Origin of the sequence: Trebonia kvetii (genome assembly GCF_007827045.1) — a bacterium.
In the GTDB taxonomy this organism is placed as follows: domain Bacteria; phylum Actinomycetota; class Actinomycetes; order Streptosporangiales; family Streptosporangiaceae; genus Trebonia; species Trebonia kvetii.
Map to the genome: position 1 here is coordinate 889,144 of NZ_RPFW01000004.1, position 19,252 is coordinate 908,395.

15 protein-coding genes and 1 pseudogene are annotated in these 19,252 nt (G+C 69.6%); 6 read left to right on the forward strand and 10 right to left on the reverse strand.

Annotated elements, in window-relative coordinates; translation table 11 throughout:
• The first annotated feature begins 10 nt into the window (after positions 1-10).
• The 4 genes from EAS64_RS24010 to EAS64_RS47570 all read left to right on the forward strand — a co-directional run bounded on the left by EAS64_RS24010 (position 11) and on the right by EAS64_RS47570 (position 3,234).
• Positions 11-937 carry a CHAD domain-containing protein gene (locus EAS64_RS24010; RefSeq protein ID WP_187366134.1) on the forward strand — a complete coding sequence of 309 codons (927 nt, stop codon included), beginning with the start codon at positions 11-13 and terminating at the stop codon, positions 935-937.
• A gap of 111 nt (positions 938-1,048) precedes the next feature.
• Entirely contained in the window at positions 1,049-1,906 is an 858-nt protein-coding gene (locus tag EAS64_RS24015; RefSeq protein ID WP_342782068.1) for an ABC transporter ATP-binding protein, read from the forward strand.
• A 5-nt stretch (positions 1,907-1,911) separates the two neighbouring features.
• Positions 1,912-2,676 carry an ABC transporter permease gene (locus tag EAS64_RS24020; RefSeq protein ID WP_145856241.1) on the forward strand — a complete coding sequence of 255 codons (765 nt, stop codon included), beginning with the start codon at positions 1,912-1,914 and terminating at the stop codon, positions 2,674-2,676.
• 36 nt (positions 2,677-2,712) lie between these two features.
• Positions 2,713-3,234: a DUF1707 and DUF4190 domain-containing protein gene (locus EAS64_RS47570; protein ID WP_187366135.1), complete on the forward strand. Its 522-nt coding sequence runs from the start codon at positions 2,713-2,715 to the stop codon at positions 3,232-3,234.
• Positions 3,235-3,296: 62 nt separating this feature from the next.
• Here the strand turns inward: EAS64_RS47570 and EAS64_RS47575 are convergent.
• From EAS64_RS47575 to EAS64_RS24075, 10 genes and pseudogenes are all read right to left on the reverse strand, one after another.
• Positions 3,297-4,019, reverse strand: a pseudogene (locus EAS64_RS47575) (ABC transporter permease); the annotation flags it as partial.
• Between the two features lie 14 nt (positions 4,020-4,033).
• Complete coding sequence (locus tag EAS64_RS24035) at positions 4,034-4,777, reverse strand: ABC transporter permease (protein ID WP_145856247.1); 744 nt, start codon at positions 4,775-4,777, stop codon at positions 4,034-4,036.
• A 2-nt stretch (positions 4,778-4,779) separates the two neighbouring features.
• The gene (locus tag EAS64_RS24040) at positions 4,780-5,745 is read right to left on the reverse strand and encodes an ABC transporter ATP-binding protein (RefSeq protein ID WP_145856249.1); all 966 of its coding nucleotides are present in this window, start codon (positions 5,743-5,745) and stop codon (positions 4,780-4,782) included.
• 167 nt (positions 5,746-5,912) lie between these two features.
• On the reverse strand, positions 5,913-7,394 hold the full coding sequence (locus tag EAS64_RS44970; protein ID WP_222849533.1) for a DUF2510 domain-containing protein: 1,482 nt from the start codon (positions 7,392-7,394) through the stop codon (positions 5,913-5,915).
• Positions 7,395-7,444: 50 nt separating this feature from the next.
• Positions 7,445-8,422, reverse strand: a complete 978-nt coding sequence (locus tag EAS64_RS24050; RefSeq protein WP_246115830.1) for a spermidine synthase — start codon at positions 8,420-8,422, stop codon at positions 7,445-7,447.
• Positions 8,423-8,507: 85 nt separating this feature from the next.
• Positions 8,508-9,788, reverse strand: coding sequence for a sugar ABC transporter permease (locus tag EAS64_RS24055; RefSeq protein ID WP_145856251.1), 1,281 nt, complete (start codon positions 9,786-9,788; stop codon positions 8,508-8,510).
• Positions 9,789-9,791: 3 nt separating this feature from the next.
• Positions 9,792-10,586 carry an ATP-binding cassette domain-containing protein gene (locus EAS64_RS24060; protein WP_145856253.1) on the reverse strand — a complete coding sequence of 265 codons (795 nt, stop codon included), beginning with the start codon at positions 10,584-10,586 and terminating at the stop codon, positions 9,792-9,794.
• A gap of 76 nt (positions 10,587-10,662) precedes the next feature.
• Positions 10,663-11,913, reverse strand: coding sequence for a sugar ABC transporter substrate-binding protein (locus EAS64_RS24065; RefSeq protein WP_187366137.1), 1,251 nt, complete (start codon positions 11,911-11,913; stop codon positions 10,663-10,665).
• A gap of 297 nt (positions 11,914-12,210) precedes the next feature.
• Entirely contained in the window at positions 12,211-12,921 is a 711-nt protein-coding gene (locus EAS64_RS24070) for a response regulator transcription factor (protein WP_222849534.1), read from the reverse strand.
• Positions 12,918-15,665: an ATP-binding cassette domain-containing protein gene (locus EAS64_RS24075; RefSeq protein ID WP_145856258.1), complete on the reverse strand. Its 2,748-nt coding sequence runs from the start codon at positions 15,663-15,665 to the stop codon at positions 12,918-12,920. Before EAS64_RS24075 ends, EAS64_RS24070 begins: the two co-directional genes overlap by 4 nt.
• A 671-nt stretch (positions 15,666-16,336) precedes the next feature.
• Here EAS64_RS24075 and EAS64_RS44975 point away from each other — a divergent pair.
• Both EAS64_RS44975 and EAS64_RS24090 read left to right on the forward strand, forming a co-directional pair.
• Positions 16,337-18,514 carry an RtcB family protein gene (locus EAS64_RS44975; RefSeq protein WP_222849535.1) on the forward strand — a complete coding sequence of 726 codons (2,178 nt, stop codon included), beginning with the start codon at positions 16,337-16,339 and terminating at the stop codon, positions 18,512-18,514.
• 3 nt (positions 18,515-18,517) lie between these two features.
• Complete coding sequence (locus tag EAS64_RS24090; RefSeq protein WP_145856260.1) at positions 18,518-19,195, forward strand: DUF429 domain-containing protein; 678 nt, start codon at positions 18,518-18,520, stop codon at positions 19,193-19,195.
• Positions 19,196-19,252 lie beyond the last annotated feature (57 nt).

Below are 19,252 nucleotides of genomic sequence, written 5' to 3' on the forward strand. Positions count from 1 at the left end.
GGGAGGAGACATGGCCGCTGACGTACGCGAGATCGAGCGGAAACACGATCCGGGCGCGCGCCACGATCCGCCGTTGACCAGGCACTCGTCCGCCGCCGATGTGGTGCTCGCCTACCTGCGCGACCAGGTCGCGGCCATCGCGCGCTACGACCCGCTGGTCCGCCGGGACGAGCCAGACGCGGTGCACCAGATGCGGGTGGCCACCCGCCGGGCCCGCAGCGCGCTGCAGGCCTTCGGGAGCGTCGTCGACAGGGAGGCGACCCGGCCCCTCTGTGACGAGCTGAAGTGGCTCGGTATCGCGCTCGGGCAGGCGCGCGACACTGAGGTGATGCTGGACCTGATCAAGGCCGGCCTTGCTGGTATACCGCCCGCCCTGATCGCCGGGCCGGTCGAGGCCCGTATCACCGCCCACTTCACCGCCGAGCTCGCGCAGGCGGGAAAGGCCGCGGTGGCGGCGCTGGACGGGCGGCGCTATCGGCGGCTTCGGGGTGACCTGGACCGGCTGCTTGCCCGGCCGCCGCTGACACCACGGGCGGAACGCGGGGCGGGCAAGGTACTCGCCAAGCCAGTCCGGCGGGCCGGGCGGCGGCTGCTGCGCGCCCTGGCCGCCGTACCCGAGGCCGAGGACCGTGACGCGGCGCTCCACGAGGCGCGCAAGGCGGCCAAGAGGGCCAGGTACGCCGCCGAAGCGGCAGAGCCCGCACTTGGCGCCGCGGCCAGCCGTCAGGCCGCGGCGGCCAAGGACCTGCAGCAGGTGCTCGGAGACCACCACGACAGCGTTGTCGCCCGTACCGTGCTGCTCGACCTTACGGGAGAGGCCCGGGAGGCGGGTGAGGACACCTTCACCTACGGCCTGATGTACCAGCGGCAGGCCGACCGGGCCGCCCGCCTGGAGCAGGCTGCGCCGCCATTCACCGTCGAGATTCTTGATCCGTAGGGTCCCTAGGCCCGGGGACTTTCGTCTCTGGCGGCCGTCTCCCGTGGGCTTTAGCTTGCCTGTATGGATGTGATCACGGTAGATCACCTTCGCAAGGCCTACCGCCATGTGATGGCTGTTGACGACCTGTCGTTCGTCGTCAAGGCAGGGGAGATCTTTGGCATCCTCGGCCCGAACGGCGCTGGCAAGACGACGACCGTCGAGTGCGTCCAGGGGCTGCGCCGCGCTGATGGGGGAACGATCCGGGTGCTTGGCCTCGACCCGGCAACCCAGGCCGGGCAACTGCGGCAGCGCATCGGCTCGCAGCTGCAGGACTCCTCGCTGCCTGGCCGGCTCCGGGTCGCCGAGGCCATCGAGCTGTTCGCGGCCTTCGCCAGGCATCCTGTCGACTGCGACGAGATCCTCGCCCGCTGGCAACTGCGCGACCTGCGCAATCAGGCTTTCGACAGTCTCTCGGGCGGTCAGCGCCAGCGGCTGTTCATCGCGCTCGCGTTCGTCAATTCACCTGAAGTGGTCTTCCTTGACGAGCTGACCCAGGGACTGGATCCGCAGGCCAGGCGGGCGACGTGGGAGCTGATCCGCCAGATCCGGCAAGACGGTACGACAGTCGTGCTGGTAACGCACTTCATGGACGAGGCGGAGCAGCTCTGCGACCGGGTCGCTGTCGTCGACCGGGGGAGGGTGGTGGCGCTCGACACCCCGCAGCGGCTGGTCGACGGGCTGGGGCTGCCGTCGGTCGTGCGTTTCAGCACGTCCGAGACCGATCTGGGCTGGCTGGAGAAGCTTGACGTGGTCGAGTCCATGGCCCGGCACGGGGACGCGATCGAGATCCGCGGCACCGGCCCGGTGCTGGCGCTGGTGGCGTCCGAGCTTGTCGCGCGCAATATCGTCCCGCTTGACCTGCGGGTCGAGCGCCCGACGGTCGAGGATGCGTTCCTGGCCCTGACAGGACGGGACGTCAGAAGGTGACAACGATGCACGGCTACCTCGCGATGACACGCTCCGAGTTCAGGCTCTTCCGCCGCGAGCCCTTCTCGGTGGTCTTCGTACTCGCATTCCCGCTGATGATGATGGTGCTGCTGGCAGCCGTGTTCGGGAACAACCAGGCCGATGCGGGAAATATCCAGAACGGGATGCTCATCTGGCGCGGCGTGACCCCCGCCAACTACTACACGGCGGCCTCGGTAGCCGGGATTATCGCGGCGCTCGGGGTTATGACCCTCCCCATCACCCTCGCCAGCTATCGCCAGCGCGGGATCCTGCGGCGCTTCCGCGCATCCTCAGTCTCCACGCTGGCCCTCGTCGGCGCGCAGCTCACGGTCGCGCTCGTCACGTTCGCAGCCGGCACCCTCGTGATGGCCATCGTCGCCCGGCTCGCATATCACGCCATGCTGCCCAAGGACATGCTCGGGGTTCTTGTCGCCCTGCTGGCCGGAACCGCGGCCTTCGGCGCGATCGGGCTGCTGCTCGCGGCAGTCGTCAAAACCAGTCGCTCGGCTCAGGGCATCGGCCTGATGCTGTTCTTCGTCCTGTGGCTCATCTCGGGCACCGCGCCGCCCCGCGCCGTCCTGCCCGCGGGTCTGCGCGACGCTGGCAGCGTGCTGCCACTCACCCATCTCGTGACCGCTGTGCAGAACGCGTGGTTCGGGTTCGGCTGGGCTGGCACCGATCTCGCCGTCCTCGCTGCCTACGCGGTCGTGGCCGGCATCCCCGCGCTATGGCTCTTTCGCCGGAACTGACAGAAACCGAAGAACGAGATGGCACTGGAGGCACCGATGGCGGCTGAGGCTGGCAATCCGGCGGTCGGCGGCGGACCCGGCGGGATACGCGCCGCTGACGCGGACCGCGACCGTGTGGCGGGGATCCTCGGCACGGCCTACAGCGAGGGCCGGCTGTCCAAAGACGAGTACGACGCCCGCCTGGAGGCCGCCCTGTCCGCGCGCACCTACGCCGACCTGGACCAGATCGTGACCGACCTGCCCGTGCGGGCGGACGTGGCGCGCGCTGCCGCCAGGCCGGCCGTAGCGGCCCCTGTGGCCAGGACCAACGGGTTCGCGGTAGCGAGCCTCGCCTGCGGGCTTGGCCAGTTTGTGGTCGGGCCGCTGGCGACCGTCCCGGCGATCGTCTTCGGCCACCTGGCGCGGAGCCAGATCAGGCGCACCGGGGAACAGGGGGCCGGCGTCGCACTGGCTGGCCTGGTGCTGGGCTGGGGTGCAGTGATCGTGGGCGTCATCTTCATCCTCATCGCCGCCGCGCTGGCCATGAGCGGGATGCATGCTGGCATGCAAATGCCCTGATCCGCCGACACTCTTCTGGCAGCACGTAAACGCCGGCGGGCGACGGCCCAGGCCGCCCCGGCCCACGCGGCCGCCGTCCAGGCGGCCAGCATCGCGTACGACAGCGCCAGGTTGGAGACCAGTCCTTGCGTTACCGATCCTCGCAGCACCTGGCCTAGGTAGTAGATGGGCAGCACTCGGTGCACGTCGGCCAGCCACAGCGGCAGGCGGCTGATCGGAAACTGCACCGGGGAGAAGATCAGCACGATAAAGATCAGCGCGTTGACGATTGCGTTGGTCACCAGCGGCCTGGCGATGAGTTGCGCCATGGTGAATCCGACCGAGGTGGCCATGAGCGAAGCCAGGAGCATCGCCGGCACCACCGCCGGTGACACGGTGAGGGCAAGGCCGTACCGCCAGGCGGCCAGGGCCAGGGTCACTGCGATCCCGGGAATCGAGAGCAGCGTGAACACTGTGAACGTGGAGGCCATGGCGGCGGAACGCGGGACGGGCAGCGACCAGATGAAGTCCCAGCTGCCAGCCTGCTGCCGTTCGGTGACCATCATGACCACACCGATCAGCCCGGCGGTCAGCACCGCAAGCGCCGGCGAGCCGCTGACGATGTACAGGGCGGCGTCCCTGGACAGGCGCCCAAGGTAGAAGCCGTAGATGATAGCCATCCCGGCGCCGAACAGGATCTGCATGAGCGCGAACATCGGCAGCCAGTTTCGCTGCGCGGCGAGGTCGAACCTGAGCATCGCCGCGTAGCTGGCGGCCCAGTACCGCATGCCGTGCCGTACGCTCATGGCCTACCTCCTGGCTATCTTCTGTGGCCCTGCGCCCAAGCCACGACGAGCGCGGAACCCGCCGCCCACGCGGCTACCACCAGGTAGGCGCGAGGTACCCCGCTTGCCACACCGTTCACCAGTGCCGCGCGGACGATGGTCGCCATCGACCCGAACGGCAGCCACTGGTTGACCGCGGCCAGCCAGCCCGGCAGCTGCGAGGCAGGAAGCGCGACCGGGCTGAACCCGAACATCACGAAGATCAGTGTCGTGCTGGCCAACTCCGCCGCCATCGGCGCGGTGATGCCGTGCGCGATGGCCAGGCCGAGCAGCACCCCGGTCAGGCAGGTCAGCAGCATGGCGGGAACGACCATGGGCGTCACGGTAAGGCTCAGGTGGTACCGTGCCACGCCGGCGACCAGGGTGAGGATCACCGCTGGCAGCGCCGTGCCCAGGGCGACCGTGTACCAGGCCAGCGCGGCGGCACTGCGCGGAACGGGCAGCGACTGGAGGAACTCATAGGTGCCGCGGGTGCGCTGCTCTGCGACGAGCTGCGGCTCGAAGATGAGGCCGGTCGTGATGAGGTTCATCACCGGTGCCCCGGTCACCAGGAAGATGGCGGCGGCCTGTGGCATCGTGCCGAACAGTAGCCCCACGCCGAGCGCGAAGCCGGCTCCCTGCAGGATGAGGACGGCGCTGAGCACCGGCAGGTACAGGCGCAATTCCGCGAGGTGCCAGACGGCCATCCGCCAGTATGCGCCGGGCCACGACATCGCCATGCTCAGCCTCCGATACCGCCGGGGACTCCCCCGGCGGAGTCGCGGCCAGTCAGCTCGATGTAGGCGTCCTCAAGCGAGGTGGCGCTCAGCGCGTACTCTTCTGCCGCACCGGCCGCGATGACCTGCTGGGCCCACTTGATGCCGACCGCCGCGTCCCCCTCCGCGATCACGGTCATCAGGTTGTGGCCGGCCAAGGTGGACCGCAGCGCGAACGGCGGCAGCGCCGGCGTCTCGTGCCCCGGCGCGATCATCAGCTGGAGCCTCAGGTGGCCGCGGTCGCGGGCCTTCATTGCCGACGGGGTGCCCTCGGCGATCAGCCTGCCGTCGCTGATGATCGCCAGCCGGTCCACCGCCTTCTCGGCCTCCAGCACGTTGTGCGTGACGAGCAGGACGACGGCGCCCCGGTCGCCGAGCTGCCGAACCTGCTCCCAAAGCAGCCGGCGGCGCAGCGGATCAACGTCGTTAGTCGGCTCGTCCAGGATCACCAGCCGGCCTGGGCACACCGTCACCATGGCAAACCCGACAAGCCGCTTCACCCCGCCAGACAGGCCGATGCCGCGTTTGTCCCGCCACTCGCCCAGGTCGAGCGCTTCGATGAGCTCGTCCGCACGCCGCTCCACCGCCTTCCGGCGGCCGCCCCGCACCCGGCCGCATAGCACGATCGCCTCTCTGGCGCGGAACGAGTCGATCGGCACCTGCGCCTGCGGCAGGTAGGAGCAGAGCTGCCGGGCAGCGGCCGGGTCCGCCACCAGGTCGCAGGCACCAAGCGTGATACGCCCAGCCGTCGGCTTGAGCAGGCCGATGACCTGCTTTACCAGGGTGGTCTTGCCCGCGCCGTTGGGCCCGAGCAGGCCGTAAACCTCACCAGGCGCCGCGTGCAGAGAGATTCCGTCGTTGGCCCGGATCCCGTTCGGATAGACCTTGCTGACGCCATCCGCCCGGAACAGCCCGTCCCCGTCGTCGTCCATGTCACGAGTATGTGCACGGCCTCGCCGGACACAGCAGGGGCGAAAGCCAGCCAAAGGCGGGGACTCTCGTCGGTTCCGGTCTACGCGAGTGCGGCACCGTGGTCAGCGGGCTTCTCCGGGCAGACGAGGACGGGACGGGCGACGACGAAGCGGGCCACGGCAGAGAGTTACGGGTGGTTGCCGCCGTCCCCGCCGCCGTGGCCGTTGCCCGGGTTCCCGCCGCCGGAGCCGTCAGAGGCGACGCCGGACGGCGTGCCGTCTGTCGGCGTGACGCCGACCGGCGCGGAGTACTGGAGCGACGAGACCAGGCTGGTGACGTTGCTCTCGCCGAGGTTGCCCGGAACTGACGTGAAGAACACCGAGGGTTCGTTCCCGGTCCCTGGGTCGACCACTACCACCGCCGCCTGCTCGTCCGTCCAGGTGGCGCCCTGCGTCGCCGCGTTGGTGTAACTGACCTGGTAGGTGACCTCCCAGCCGGCATGCCCGCTGACCGAGATGGGCTGACTGACCCCCGGGGTGATGGTGTGGTCGAGGCCGCCGTAGTAGGCGTTCTCGAAGGAGTTCGCGAGTGCGGCGGCGGTGGGCTGCAGGTTGGCGGCGCCTTGATAGCCGAACTGCACGGGCAGCGGCCCTGAGCAGGCCTCGCCGTACCAGGTGGCGGAGCCGCCGTTCACCTGCCCGGCGACCGCGTACTCGCCGGCGGTCCAGGTGAACGTGCCGTTGTTGAGCCCGCCCGGACACGACGGGCCTTGCCATGGCTGTGCGAGCTGCGGGTAGGACAGCCCCGACTGGCCGTCGGACAGCAGCGAGCCGTCGCTCGTGGTGGGCGAGGCGGTCGGGGACGCCGAGGCCGACGTGGCAGGGGCGGCCGGGGTGGTCTTGTGCTTATGCGGGGTCGGCGTCCGCTGGGCGGCGGTGGACGACGGCGAGGCGCCGAGGGTGGACGCGATGACCGCGATCATGGCGACGGCGACGGCGGTGCCCGCCGCGAGGCCGGCGATCATCCAGCGCCGCCGCCGTCGCTGGGCTTCCAGGTAACCGAACCGGTTGCCGTATCCGGGTCCGCCCGGGACGCCGGGTCCGCCGAACCCACCCGGGCCGCCGGGTCCGCCGGGTCCGCCCGACCCAAGCCCGCCAGGCAGCATCCAGGGGTTGTCGTCGCCGACGAACAGCACCTGGGTGCCCCCGTCGTTAACGCCCGCGGCGCCCGTCGGCTGGTAGGCGGCCGGCTGGTAAGCGGTCGGCTGGACAGCCGACTGCACGGCCGTCGGCTGCACTGCGGACTGCACAGCGGTGGCCGCGACCCCGGGGCTCGACGGCAGGGCGGGCTGCGGCGCGGTACGCGGCCCGGTGGGCGGCTTTGTCCTGCTCAGCCACTCGGAAGACGGCTGCACGGCCGTCGCGCCCACCGTGGTCGACTCCACGCCCGCGTACGACACGGCGCCCGGCTGGACCGTGGTCGACTGCACCGCGGTGGACTGGACCGCCGTCGACTGCACACCGGTCGCCGCCGCCCCGCCCGCTGGCCCCGCCCCGCCCGCCGTCGGGTCGGGGTGGGTGTGCTGGGTCCAGCTCGTACCGTCCCACCAGCGGAGCAGCCGAGGCGTTCCGTACGGGTCCGGGTACCAACCTGAGGGGGGCAAGTCCATGGGCCAAGGGTAGAAGAACATGCGAGCGAAGAACGCATGATTCGGGCGTGTTACCAGTTCGTTGGCTGCGCGGCGGCTCCGGACTGCGCTGCCCCGTAAGTGGAACTGTGCTCGGCGGTGTCAGCGGCTGTGTTAGCGGCAATGGCCGCGTCGGTGACCACCGCGGCGCCCGCCGTGAAGCGCCGCAGGTCCTCGCCGGCCACCAGCCGCGCGGGGAAGGGGTCGGCCGCCGCCGCGCGCGACAGCGCCGCCTCGGGCAGCGGCTTGTCGCTCGCGAAGATCACCATGTTGCCCCGCCGCCGTCCGCGCAGCACGCTCGGCTCGGCGACAATGCACGTCTCCGGATATACCGAACGGATGGTGGCGACCGCCGACCGCGCCGCATCCAGTCCATCGCGTGGTCCGCGGGGGGTCGTTCCTGACGAAGCAGTAGGTCCCGCGGCGACGTTCACCGCGTAGACGCCGCCCGGGCGCAGCGCGCGGGCGGTCACCGCGGCGAATTCCGCCGTCGTCAGGTGCGGCGGCGTCACCGCCCCGGCGAACACGTCGCCGATCACCAGGTCGTAGCTGGCCTCGCGGGCCGACTCCGCTACGGCGCGCGCGTCGGCGGCCCGCACCCGGATGCGGTGTCCCGTGGGCAGCGGCAGCCGTTCGCGGACGAGGCTGGTCAGCGTGTCGTCGAGTTCGGCGACCAGTTGCCGCGACCCTGGCCTGGTGTGCGCGAGATAGCGGGGGAGGGTAAGCGCCCCGCCGCCCAGGTGCAGCACGTGCAGCGCCTCGCCGGGCGGGAAAGCCAGGTCGGCGACGTGCCCGATCCGGCGGACGTACTCGAACTCCAGGTAGCCGGGGTCGGCGAGGTCGACACCGCTCTGCGGGACCCCGTCGACGAATAGGAGCCACGAATCCGCTGCGTCGAGGTCTGGGACAAGTTCCGCCGAGCCGAGCCGCACCTCACGGTGGACCGCGGTCCGCGGTCCACCGGCCCGTGCGGGGCGCGGCGACCGCCGCCGCCCGGGGTTATCGGTCACAATCATCTCCAGAAAACGGCGCGCCCGCCGGCTGTTGATCGCTCGTCAACAGCCGGCGGGCGGCCGGCGTAGTACTCCGGGCGCGTCAGGCCGGTCCGCGCCTCGTGATCCTGTCCACAATAACGGCCGCGAGCAGGACGAGCGCGGTCCACATCAGCTGAGCGGCGGCCGACAGGCCGAGCAGTTCGAGGCCGTTGTAGATGACGCCGACCACCAGGCCGCCGAGGACGGCGTCCAGCATCTTGCCGCGGCCGCCGAAGAGGCTGGTGCCGCCGATGACCGCCGCCGCCACGGCGTTCAGCACGTTCTGGCCGCCGTTGACATTGGTGGAGATGGATCCCAGGTAGGAGGCGTAGATGATGCCGGTGATGCCCGCCGTCAGGCCGCACAGGGTGAAGGCGAGCGTGCGGATCCTGAGGAGGCTGATGCCGGCCCTGCGGGCGGCCTCGGCGTTGCCGCCGATGGCGTAGATGTACCGGCCGAACCGGGTCCGCCCGAGCAGCACCGTCCACAGGAACAGGACGCCGAGCACGACGAGGATGCCCCAGGGCATGCCCTCCAGGGTGATCAGCCGGCCGCGGTTCTGGTTCGCGACCGCCGCGATGACGATCGCGGCGGCGAACACGGCGGCGATCTTCAGCAGCGTCACGGAAACCGGCGGCGCGACCAGGCCGGCGGACCTGCGCCGCTGGTCGCCGTAGAACAGGACAAGGCCGGCCAGCGCCGCGATGACGAGCATCACGATCCAGGTGGCGGTCGGGCTGAGCTGGCCGCTTTCGATGTCGTTGATGACCGCGTTGTGCAGGTTGATGACGCCGCCGACGCCGATGCTGCCCGTCGCGTTGATCAGGTAGAGCAGCAGGCCGGACAGGCCGAGCTGGCCGGCCAGGGTCACCACGAAGGACGGCAGCCCCAGTCTGGCGATGATGAACCCCTGCAGCGCGCCGTAGGCGGCCGTGGCGGCGAGCGCGGCGAGGACGGCGGCCCACCACGGGTCGCCGAGTGCCAGCATCCACAGCGCGATGACGGCGCCGCAGGCGGCGGTGTACCCGGCGGCCAGGTCGATGTCGCCGAGCAGCAGGACGAAGATTTCCGCCATGCCGAGCGTGATGATGAACGCCGACTGGGCCATCAGGTTGACCAGGTTGCCAGCGGAAAGGAACAGCGAGTTCTTCGCCTGGAAGAAGATGACGATGACGATCAGGCCGACGATGACAGGGAGCGCGCCGCTCTCACCCGAGCGGATCCGCCGCAGCACGATCCGCAGGTACTCGCCCATGGAGTTGGCGAGCAGCTCGGCGGACGCGTCCGGCGATGTCGTGATCTCGTCTTCGGTTGGCGTCGGGTCTTGGTTCACGGACGTCATGGTTCAGCCCTCCGTGCTCTGCGGGGATGACGCATGGGAGTTTGGGGCCGTTCCCGGGGCCGTTCCTGTGGTCATCCAGTGGACGGTGGAGCTGGTGTCGTAGTTGGCCACCGGCCCGCTTGACACCATGCGGCCGAGGTACAGGACGGCGATCCGGTCGGCGACGCGGAACACGTCGGTCAGGTTGTGCGAGATCAGCAGGACGGCGATGCCCCGGCTGGCGAGCTGCTCGATGATCTCGAGGACGAGGGCGGTCTGCGAGACGCCGAGCGCCGCGGTCGGCTCGTCCATGATGACGAGCTTGGCCTCCAGCATGACGGCCTTGGCCACGGCGACCGCCTGCCGCTGCCCGCCGGACAGCGAGCCGACCGGCTGGCGGATGTTGCGGACCGTGGTGACATTCAGGTCGGCGAGTGTCTTCTTGGCCGCCTTCTCCATGTGGATCTCGTCGAGCAGCGCGCCGCCGCTGAGCATCTCGTGCCCGAGCATCATGTTCTGCACGATGTCGAGGTTGTCGCAGAGCGCCAGGTCCTGGTAGACGGTGGCGATCCCGGTGTTCGTCGCGTCCTTGGGGGAGTGGAAGTGCACCGGCTTGCCCTGCCACAGTATGTCGCCGCCGTTGGGCTCCCAGATCCCGGAGATCGTTTTGATCAACGTCGACTTGCCCGCGCCGTTGTCGCCAACGAGGGCGGTTACCTGGCCGGCGGGGACGTCTAGGTTGATGTCGGTCAGCGCGCGCACGGGCCCGAAGTTCTTCCCGATTCCACGCAGCCGCAGCAGCGGTTCAGCGTCGTTCACAGTTACATCCTGCCTGATCAACCCGTACGGGGTGCGGGCTGGGTGCCCGCACCCCGGACAGGCGGTGTGCGATGGGTTAGGAGATGCCGGCGGCGGTGCAGTCGGTCGCGAAGGAGCCCTTGCACAGCTGGGATGCGGGCACGAAGTTGTCCTTGATGACGGTGGCGTTCATGTTCTTGGTGGTTACCCACGTCGGGACGAGCAGGACCGACGGAACCTGAGTCTTCGCGGTCGAGTCGGCGGTCGAGCCGTTCACCAGACTGGCGGGCGGCGTCTGCCCGGCCCGCACGTAAAGCGCGAGCGCGGCGGCGGCCTGTGCCTCCAGGTAGATCGGCTTGTAGACCGTGCCGCACTGGTAGCCGGCCAGGATGTTCTGCAGGCCGGTCAGCGTGGCGTCCTGCCCGGTGGTCGGGAAGGTCTTCGCCTTGATGCCCTGGCCCTGCAGGTAGTGGATGATCGGGGCAGCGTTCTCGTCGTTCGGGATGAGCGCCGCGTTGATGTTCTTGTGCGCGGTGTACTGCTGCTGGAACTCAGAAAGCGCGGTCGGCGGGTCCCAGGTGCCGGCCGGCTGGGACACGTTCACCCAGCCCTTGGAGGCGAAGTACGGCGCGAGCACGCCATCGTAGCCCTGCGCGAACAGCGTCGCGTTGTTGTCGGTGGGTGCGCCCTTCATCACGATGAGGTTGGGGCTCTTGACGCCCCAGTCGGTGACGCAGCTGACCATGCCCAGCCCCATGACCTGGCCGACCTTGACGTTGTTGAACGACACGTAGTACGAGCGGGTGCCGCCAAGGGTCAGCCGGTCGTAGTCGATGACCGCCACGCCGTGCTGCTTGGCGTACGCCTCGATGTGCGCGCCGACGCCCGAGTCCAGCGGGTCGACGACGAGCACGCTCGCGCCCTTGGTGATGGCCGACTGCGCGTCAGACAGCTGCGTCGCGTCGGAGCCGAGGGCGTTCTCGATGAGGAAGTCCGAGCTGGTAAGCCCAGCCGCGGTGAAGGCCTGCTTCAGGTACGGCGCGTCGAACTCGACGTACCGGGTGGATGACGTGGTGTCCGGGAGGATCACCGCGATCGTGCCCTTGCCCGCGGCGGCAACCGACTTGAGCTGCGCCATCGCGGAGAAGGAGTTGTTCAGGTCGTTGACCGAGATCGACCCGGCGCCCGAAGTCGCCGCGGGCGATGTGGCTGTGCCTGATGTCGCGGCCGGCGCGGAGGTCGTCGCCGCCGGCGTGGAGGTCGAACTAGAGCTACAGGCAGCCACAGCGAGCAACGCGGCGGCCGCGGCGGCCGCGGTCAGTCCGGCTCGTGCTGATACGGAATACAACGGTGTACCTCGCTCATTCATCAGACATACCCGGGCGGGCATGTGCGAGACCAGATCCGTATAACCCGGACACGTTCGTCCGGACTATTCGCGGAAAGCGTAGGACTGCCCGGAGAAACGTTGCCGTTAACACTCTCGTAAGTACGTTAAAAAAGCGTTAATGGCCGGGTAGCTCAGTGCCGTCAGCGTAGTCGTCGAGACCTTTTCGTGACTTTACCGTTTCCCTGCTGTTAATCTAGCAGCGGCTATCCGCTTACGGTACGATACAACATCGTCACTTTCAGTGGTGCAGGAGAGTCACTCTCCGGTGATTCGGTAGCCGGCCCGGGGCTGGGTGATGATCAGCGGGGGGCTGCCAGGAGGTTCGAGCTTGGACCGCAGCCGCCTGATGTACACCCTCACGTACTCCGTCTCGGTCTCGTAACCGCGGCCCCATACGCGTCTTAGCAGGTGAGCGCGGGAAAGGAGCTTACCCTTGTTGAGGGCGAGCTCTCGGAGCAGCGCGAACTCGGTCGGGGTGAGATGCACTTCTTCGCCCGCGAGGCTAACCTGCTGGCCGATCAGGTCGATCTCGACATCACCGAGCGTGATGACCGACGGCGCGGCCTCGACCGTTCCCTCGGCGGGCCGGGTCCTGCGCAGCGTGGCGAGAATCCTGGCGAGAAGTTCCTCGATGCCGAACGGCTTGGTCATGTAGTCATCGGCACCCATGTTCAGCGCGGTGACCTTGTCCCGCTCGCCGCCGCGCGCGGATACCACGATGATGGCTACGGCGGAGCGCTCGCGGATCTGCCTGCACAGCTCGAAACCGTCCGCCTCCGGCAGCATCAGGTCGAGCAGCACCATGTCCGGCTGCTCGGTCTCCAGCAGGCTGAGCGCCTTGCTGCCGTCCGCGGAAACAAGCGTGTCGAAGCCGCGGACAGCCAGGTTTGCCCTGATCAGGTCCACGATGTTCGGGTCGTCCTCGACAATGAGGACCCGGGTCGTGGGCATGGTCAGCTCGGTCACAGTGCCGTCACTCCGTTGGGTGTCGCTGTACTCGGTGTCACCGCGTTACTCGGTGTCTCCGCATTATCAGGTGTCACTGTGTTACTTGGTATCACTGCGCCTGGCGGCGCCACGATCGGGGCCGTGGCGGTGCTCGCTGGCCTCTCGACGGGCAGGGTGATCAGGAAGCAGGTGCCCCGCGCGGTCGGCGCCAGCTCGAGACGCCCGCCGTGCGCGGCCACGATCCCGCTGGCGATGGACAGGCCGAGCCCGGCGCCAGAACCGCGCCGCGGCGGCCGGATGGTGCTCGAGGCGAGCACGTCGTGCCAGCGCGGATCGCGCTCGTCCGCCGCCTCGGTGACCGCGCGGGCCAGTTCGGGCGGCAGGCCGTCGCCGTCGTCCGCGACCCGCACCGTCACCGTGCCCGGGCCCGCGGGCACCGCGGTGACGGTAACCCGCGTGCCCGGCGGGTTATGCCCGAGCGCGTTGCCGATCAGGTTGACGAACACCTGCTCAAGCCGGTCGTGGTCGGCCCAGATGGACGGAAGCCCGCCGCCGTCCGCGACCGTGACCTGGGACGCGGCCGCCGGCGGCAGCACGGCGACCGCGGCGTCGACGACCAGCGGGATGTCGCACCAGTCGCTGTTGAGCCGCAGGATGCCCGACTCGATGGTGGAAAAGTCGAGCAGGTCGTTGACCAGGCGGCCGAGCCGCGCCGACTCGGTGGCGATGCGCGACAGGAACCGCTGCTGCGACTCGGCGTCCCAGGTAACGTCCTGCTGCAGCAAGCTGGTCGCGTACCCGGTGATGGCGGTGAGCGGCGTGCGCAGCTCGTGACTCAGCCTGCGCAGGAACGTGCGCTGGAGTTCGCGCGACTGCCGCAGCGCCATCGCCTCCTGCTGCGCGAGCAGCGCCCGCTCCCGCTCGAGCGCCAGGCGCAGCGAGTTCGCCGCGTCCTCGAGCAGGGCGGTCGCATCCTCAGAATGGGCGCCGTCGCGCCAGCCGGCCAGCAGGATCGTCCGGCCATCCGGCGCGTTGAACGAGACGGACAGGTACCGGCGCTCCGCGTGCTGCGCGGGCTGGCCGCCGCCGGTCCGCAGGGTCCCCGCGCTCGGCGGCCCAGGCCACGCGGCCGGGTCGACGGTCCCGTCGACCGCGACCCCGTCCGGGTCGCGGCGCTCGACCGCAGCCCTGGCCGCCACGGCCATCGACTCGGGCATCGCCGCGGGCGCCTCCCGCAGCTGGGGCGCGGGCGGCAGCTCGAGGCCCGCAGCGTCGCGGCCGGGAACCGCCGCGGCCGTCCAGAAGTCGTCGGCGGCGCTCGAGTAGCCGCGGCAGGTCGTCACCTCGCCGGACGCGGCGATGAGGGCCACCTCCTCGGCGCCGAGCCCCTGCCGCAGCGCCTGCAGCGCGATCCGCAGCGCCGACTCGACGGGCACCGGGCCCGCCAGGGTCTGCAGCATCTCCCTGATGGTCTCGAGCAGCCTGTTGCGCGCCGTCACCTCGTCGAGAAGCCGGTCCCGCTCGATCGCGCTGGCCGCGTACCCGGCGTACAGGGCGGCGAGGTCCAGGTCGTCGCGGCGCGGCAGTCCGGGCATCGCGCGGAACACGGTGATCACGCCAAGCAGGCCGCCAGGCCCGAGCACGGGCACCGACCAGGAGCTCGCCACCTTCGCGGGCCTGGCCAGGTTGCCGAAGACCTGCCAGCTGCCGCCGTCGGTCCGCAGGTTCTCCTCGATGACGGGAACCTGACGCTCCGCGGCGAGCCCGACCGGGCCGCCCGACATGCCGACTGGCAGCCGCGCCCACGCGTCGAGCAGCGTGTCTGGCATGCCGAGTGACGCCGCGCGTACCAGTTCGCCGTCCTCGAGCAGGTGGATGGCGAGCCGCTCGCTGCCGATGGCGGCGCCGAGCGCGGACAGGATGAGCGACAGCGACGACGACGGGTCGGAGGACACCAGGCGGTCGGTGAGGCCGTGCAGCCTGGTGAGCTGGCGGCGCGCGGATGAGTCCACGGCCTGTCCGGATATCAGCGCCACCACGTCGTCCGGGTGCACCTCGCTCGGCGCCACCTCGGTGACCACCCGCCCGTGGCGCAGCACGACGATCCGGTCGGCGAGCCGGAACATCATCTCCGTGTCGTGGCAGGACAGCAGGATCGTCGTGCCCCGGGCGCGCAGTCGGGTGATCAGCCGCTCGACCAGGGCCGCCTCCTGCACGCCGAGCGCGGCCGTCGGCTCGTCGAGCAGCAGCAGCCGCGGTTCGCGCGCCATCGCCCTGGCGACCGCGACCATCTGCCGCTGACCGCCGGACAGCGTCCTGACCGGCTGCGTGGTGTCCCGCAGCGGAATGCCGAGCCGCTCAAGCAGCCGCGAGGCGTCCTTGTGCAGCGCTACCTCAGAGAACAGGTGCCTGCGCCGCTCGTTGCCGAGCATCACGTTGGCGGCGACGTCGAGGTTGTCGCTGAGCGCCAGGTCCTGCCAGACCACGCGCACGCCGAGCCGCGCCGCGGCCGAGGGTACGGGCGCGACCGACTGACCGCCCACCCTGATCGACCCGGAGACCGTCGGCACGTCTCCGGCGATCGCCCTGATCAGCGTGGTCTTGCCCGCCCCGTTCTCGCCAGCCAGCGCGACCACCTCGCCGGCGCGCAGCGCCAGGTGCACCCCGTCAAGCGCGACGAGCGCGCCGAACCGCACCGTAAGCGAGGACACCGCGAGCTCGGGTATCACGCTTGTGGTATCCCGCTCCACACTGCTGGTCACAGTCACAATTGTTATCCAGGCTCAGGAGTAACCGTTCCATCAAGCGGACAGCTCCGCCCGGTTTATCACGCTCGCGCCACCCCGCCCGGATGTCAACGCATCCGCGCGGGCGGCCGGTTGTGGCCACCCTCCGTGACCGTCGTCTCGGCGCGGCCGGTCACCTTCCGTGACCATCGCCGCAGCGAAACCGGTCACCTTCCGTGACCGCGCCGGTCTCGGTGAGCGGGATGGGGAGCCGCGTGCCGATTGGCTGCTAAATGGCCGCAAATTCAGTGGCGATAAATGCCGGGATGACGCACAGAGTGCGGCCTGCTGCGGCTGCGATAATTATCCGGTTAAGGCTTCAGGAAATAAGCGCGCTCGCCCGTAAGCAGACGGGATGAGTTCGTTTGAATATTCCGGCAATTTCTCAGGCTTCCTGCGCTTCGCAGGCCCGCGATGGGCGGAGATAATGTGAATTTCCCGTTTAGTCGTCCCGTGTCAGCGCTGGCCGCCGTTTCGCCCCCGGATCGCCGGCTGCGCCGCGCCGCCGGCGTCTTGCCCGTCACCTCCGCGCGTCGGCGCGGCCCTCCCCGCGCGAAATGCAGATGCCTTCGCGGCACGACGGCGGTTACCGTTGCGCTCGAGCGCCCGGCAATGCGGGCGGCGAGCACGGAAAGGCATGAGCGGTCGTGGAGCAGCTGGCGAAGAAGCTGATGAACTGGGCGTCGATCCTGGAGGACGAGACCAGCGCGCAGGCCAGGCGGACAGCGACAATGCCTTTCATCTGGCCCCATCTAGCGCTCATGCCCGATGCCCATCTCGGAAAGGGCGCGACGGTCGGATCGGTGATCCCGACCCTGGGCGCGATCATGCCCGCCGCCGTCGGGGTCGACATCGGCTGCGGCATGATCGCCGTGCGCACCGGCCTGGTGCACGATGACCTGGGAGGCAAGGACCTGGCCCGGCTGCGCGAGTCGATCGAGAAGGCGGTGCCGCTGTCGGCGGGCAAGTACAACAACGCGGTCTGGGACGACGGCACGCAGGCTCGGATCGACGAGCTCACCGCCATGGACGGCGGTGACAGCGCACAGACCGTGGCGCCGAACTGGCGGCTGCAGCTCGGCACGCTCGGCTCAGGCAACCACTTCATCGAGGTGAGCCTGGACGAGGCGGGCCGGGTCTGGCTGTTCCTGCACTCGGGCTCGCGTGGCGTCGGCAACAAGCTGGCCAGCAGGCACATCAAGGTGGCACAGCAGTGGTGCGACCGCGCCTGGATCCCGCTTCCCAACCCGGATCTCGCCTACCTGGTCGAGGGCACGCCAGAGTTCCGTGACTACCTGCGCGACCTGCGCTGGGCACAGCACTTCGCGCTGCTCAACCGCGCCGAGATGATGGCCCGCGTCACGGCCTGCCTGGCCGCGTTCATGGGCCGGGACATCGAAGCGGTCGAGACGATCCAGTGCTTCGCGGGTGAGACGGCGGTTATAACGCGGAAGGGGCCGCGAACCATCGAATCTCTGGCTGGCAGCGTACACGAGCTGCTCTCCGCAAACGGTGCCTGGACGAAGGCACCTGTGCGGTCCTTCGGCCACCAGGAGGTCAGCGAGGTAACCGTGAGCCGTTCGGGCGTGATCAAGCGTATCCGCGCGACCGCCGGTCACAGATGGCTTCTGCGATCTCGTCGTGGGCTGGAGTATGAGGCAACCACCGCCCAGCTCCAGGAGGGCGACCGCCTGCAGTTCTCGTTCCCGCCCCGCCCTCCGATGACGCTGGACCGGACGTCCATCGCTCGCGGGTTCGTTTACGGCGACGGCTATCGGTGCAGCCCCAACAGGTCGGCCGCGAACTTCCACGGAGCGAAGGATGCAGTACTCCTCCCGTACTTCGAGGGCTTGGGCCGGCCCCCGCGGCTGTACAACTACAGCCAGCACGGCTATGCCGGCGCATTCACCCGCATCACGGGACTGCCCCCAGAATGGAAGACCGGCACCCCGCCGCTTGACTCCACCCCGTCAGAGCTTTACGGGTGGCTCGCGGGCTACTTCGCCGCCGACGGTGACGTGGGAAAGACGGGACGTCCGACCCTCTCATCGGCTTCTCGGGCCAACCTGGAGTACGTGCGCGTCCTCTGCCAGGAGATTGGCATCGGGACATTCGGCATCAGGACGCGCGCGCGATCAGGGTGGGGGAAGCCACCGTCGGCCGTGCATCTTCTCGGCCTCATGCGAAGCGATCTTGACCCAGAGTTTTTCCTGATCCCCGCGCACCGGCGCCGCTTCGAGGCTTCCCGTGATGACCGGCCTGGTAACGCCTTCGGCGAGCGCCGTGGCTGGAACGTCATCGCAGTGCGGCCGACTGGCGAGTCGACCGAGGTCTACTGTGCAGTGGTCGAGGGCACTCACTCCTTTGCCCTTGCCGACAACATTCTGGTCGGGAATTGTCACCACAACTACACCGAGCAGATGAGCGGTGACCTGCTCGCCCGGTGGAAGTACCCGCAGGGCAAGACCGGCCACGTCTGGCTGTCCCGCAAGGGTGCGATCGACGCGAGCGAGGGCAAGCCGGGCCTGATCCCCGGCTCGATGGGCACCCGCTCGTACGTGGTGACAGGCAAGGGCAACAAGCTGTCGCTGAACTCCTCCCCGCACGGCGCCGGCCGCGAGTACAGCCGCTCCAAAGCCCGCCGGACCTTCACCCGCGCCCAGCTGGACGCGGCGATGGCCGGCATCGAGTGGCGGCACACCGACGCCTTCCTCGACGAGATCCCCGGTGCTTACAAGAGCATCGACGTCGTCATGGCAGACGCCGCCGACCTGGTAGAGATCCGGCATACCCTCCGCCAGATCGTGAACGTCAAGGGGGACTAGCCGGTGGCCGAGCTGGCCGTCACGGGTGTGGACGCCTGCGCGCGGGGCTGGGTGGCGGTCACGCTCGGCCCCGGCGAGGACGTCCGCATCGCCGTGGCGGCCACGCTCGACGGCCTGCCGCTGACCGGCGTGACCGGGATCGACATGCCTCTCGGCCTGCTCGCGGCCGGCTGGCGGGACGCCGACGTGCTGGCGCGGCGGGCGCTCGGCCGACGCGGCGTGACCGTCTTCGCGATCCCGCCGCGCCCGGTCTGGGAATGCGAGAGCTACGCCGAGGCGGGCGGCGTGTGCCGCGAGCTGACCGGCAAGAGCTTCTCCGTGCAGGCCTGGGGCCTGCGCGGGAAGATGGCCGAGGCCGACGCGTACCGCCGCCGCGCGGCCGCGACGCCAGATGGTGTCCGGCTGTACGAGGTGCATCCCGAGCTGGCCTTCGCGGCCCTGGCCGGTGCTCCGCTTCCCGACAGCAAGCACACCGCGGCCGGACTCGCCGCCCGCCGGGATCTGCTCGCGCGAGCAGGGATCGCCGTCCCCCTGCGGGTGGCTGGCGCCGCAGCGGACGACCTGCTCGACGCGGCCGCCGTCGCCTGGTCGGCCCGGCGCATCGCCGCAGGCCAGGCCGTCGTGCTCGCCAACCAGGCACAGCGCGCCGACGACGGCACCGAGATCGCCATCCGCTACTGAGCAGGCCAGAGACACGCCCATGAATCGGCGTGGCTTAACTGAAAATGATCATAAATT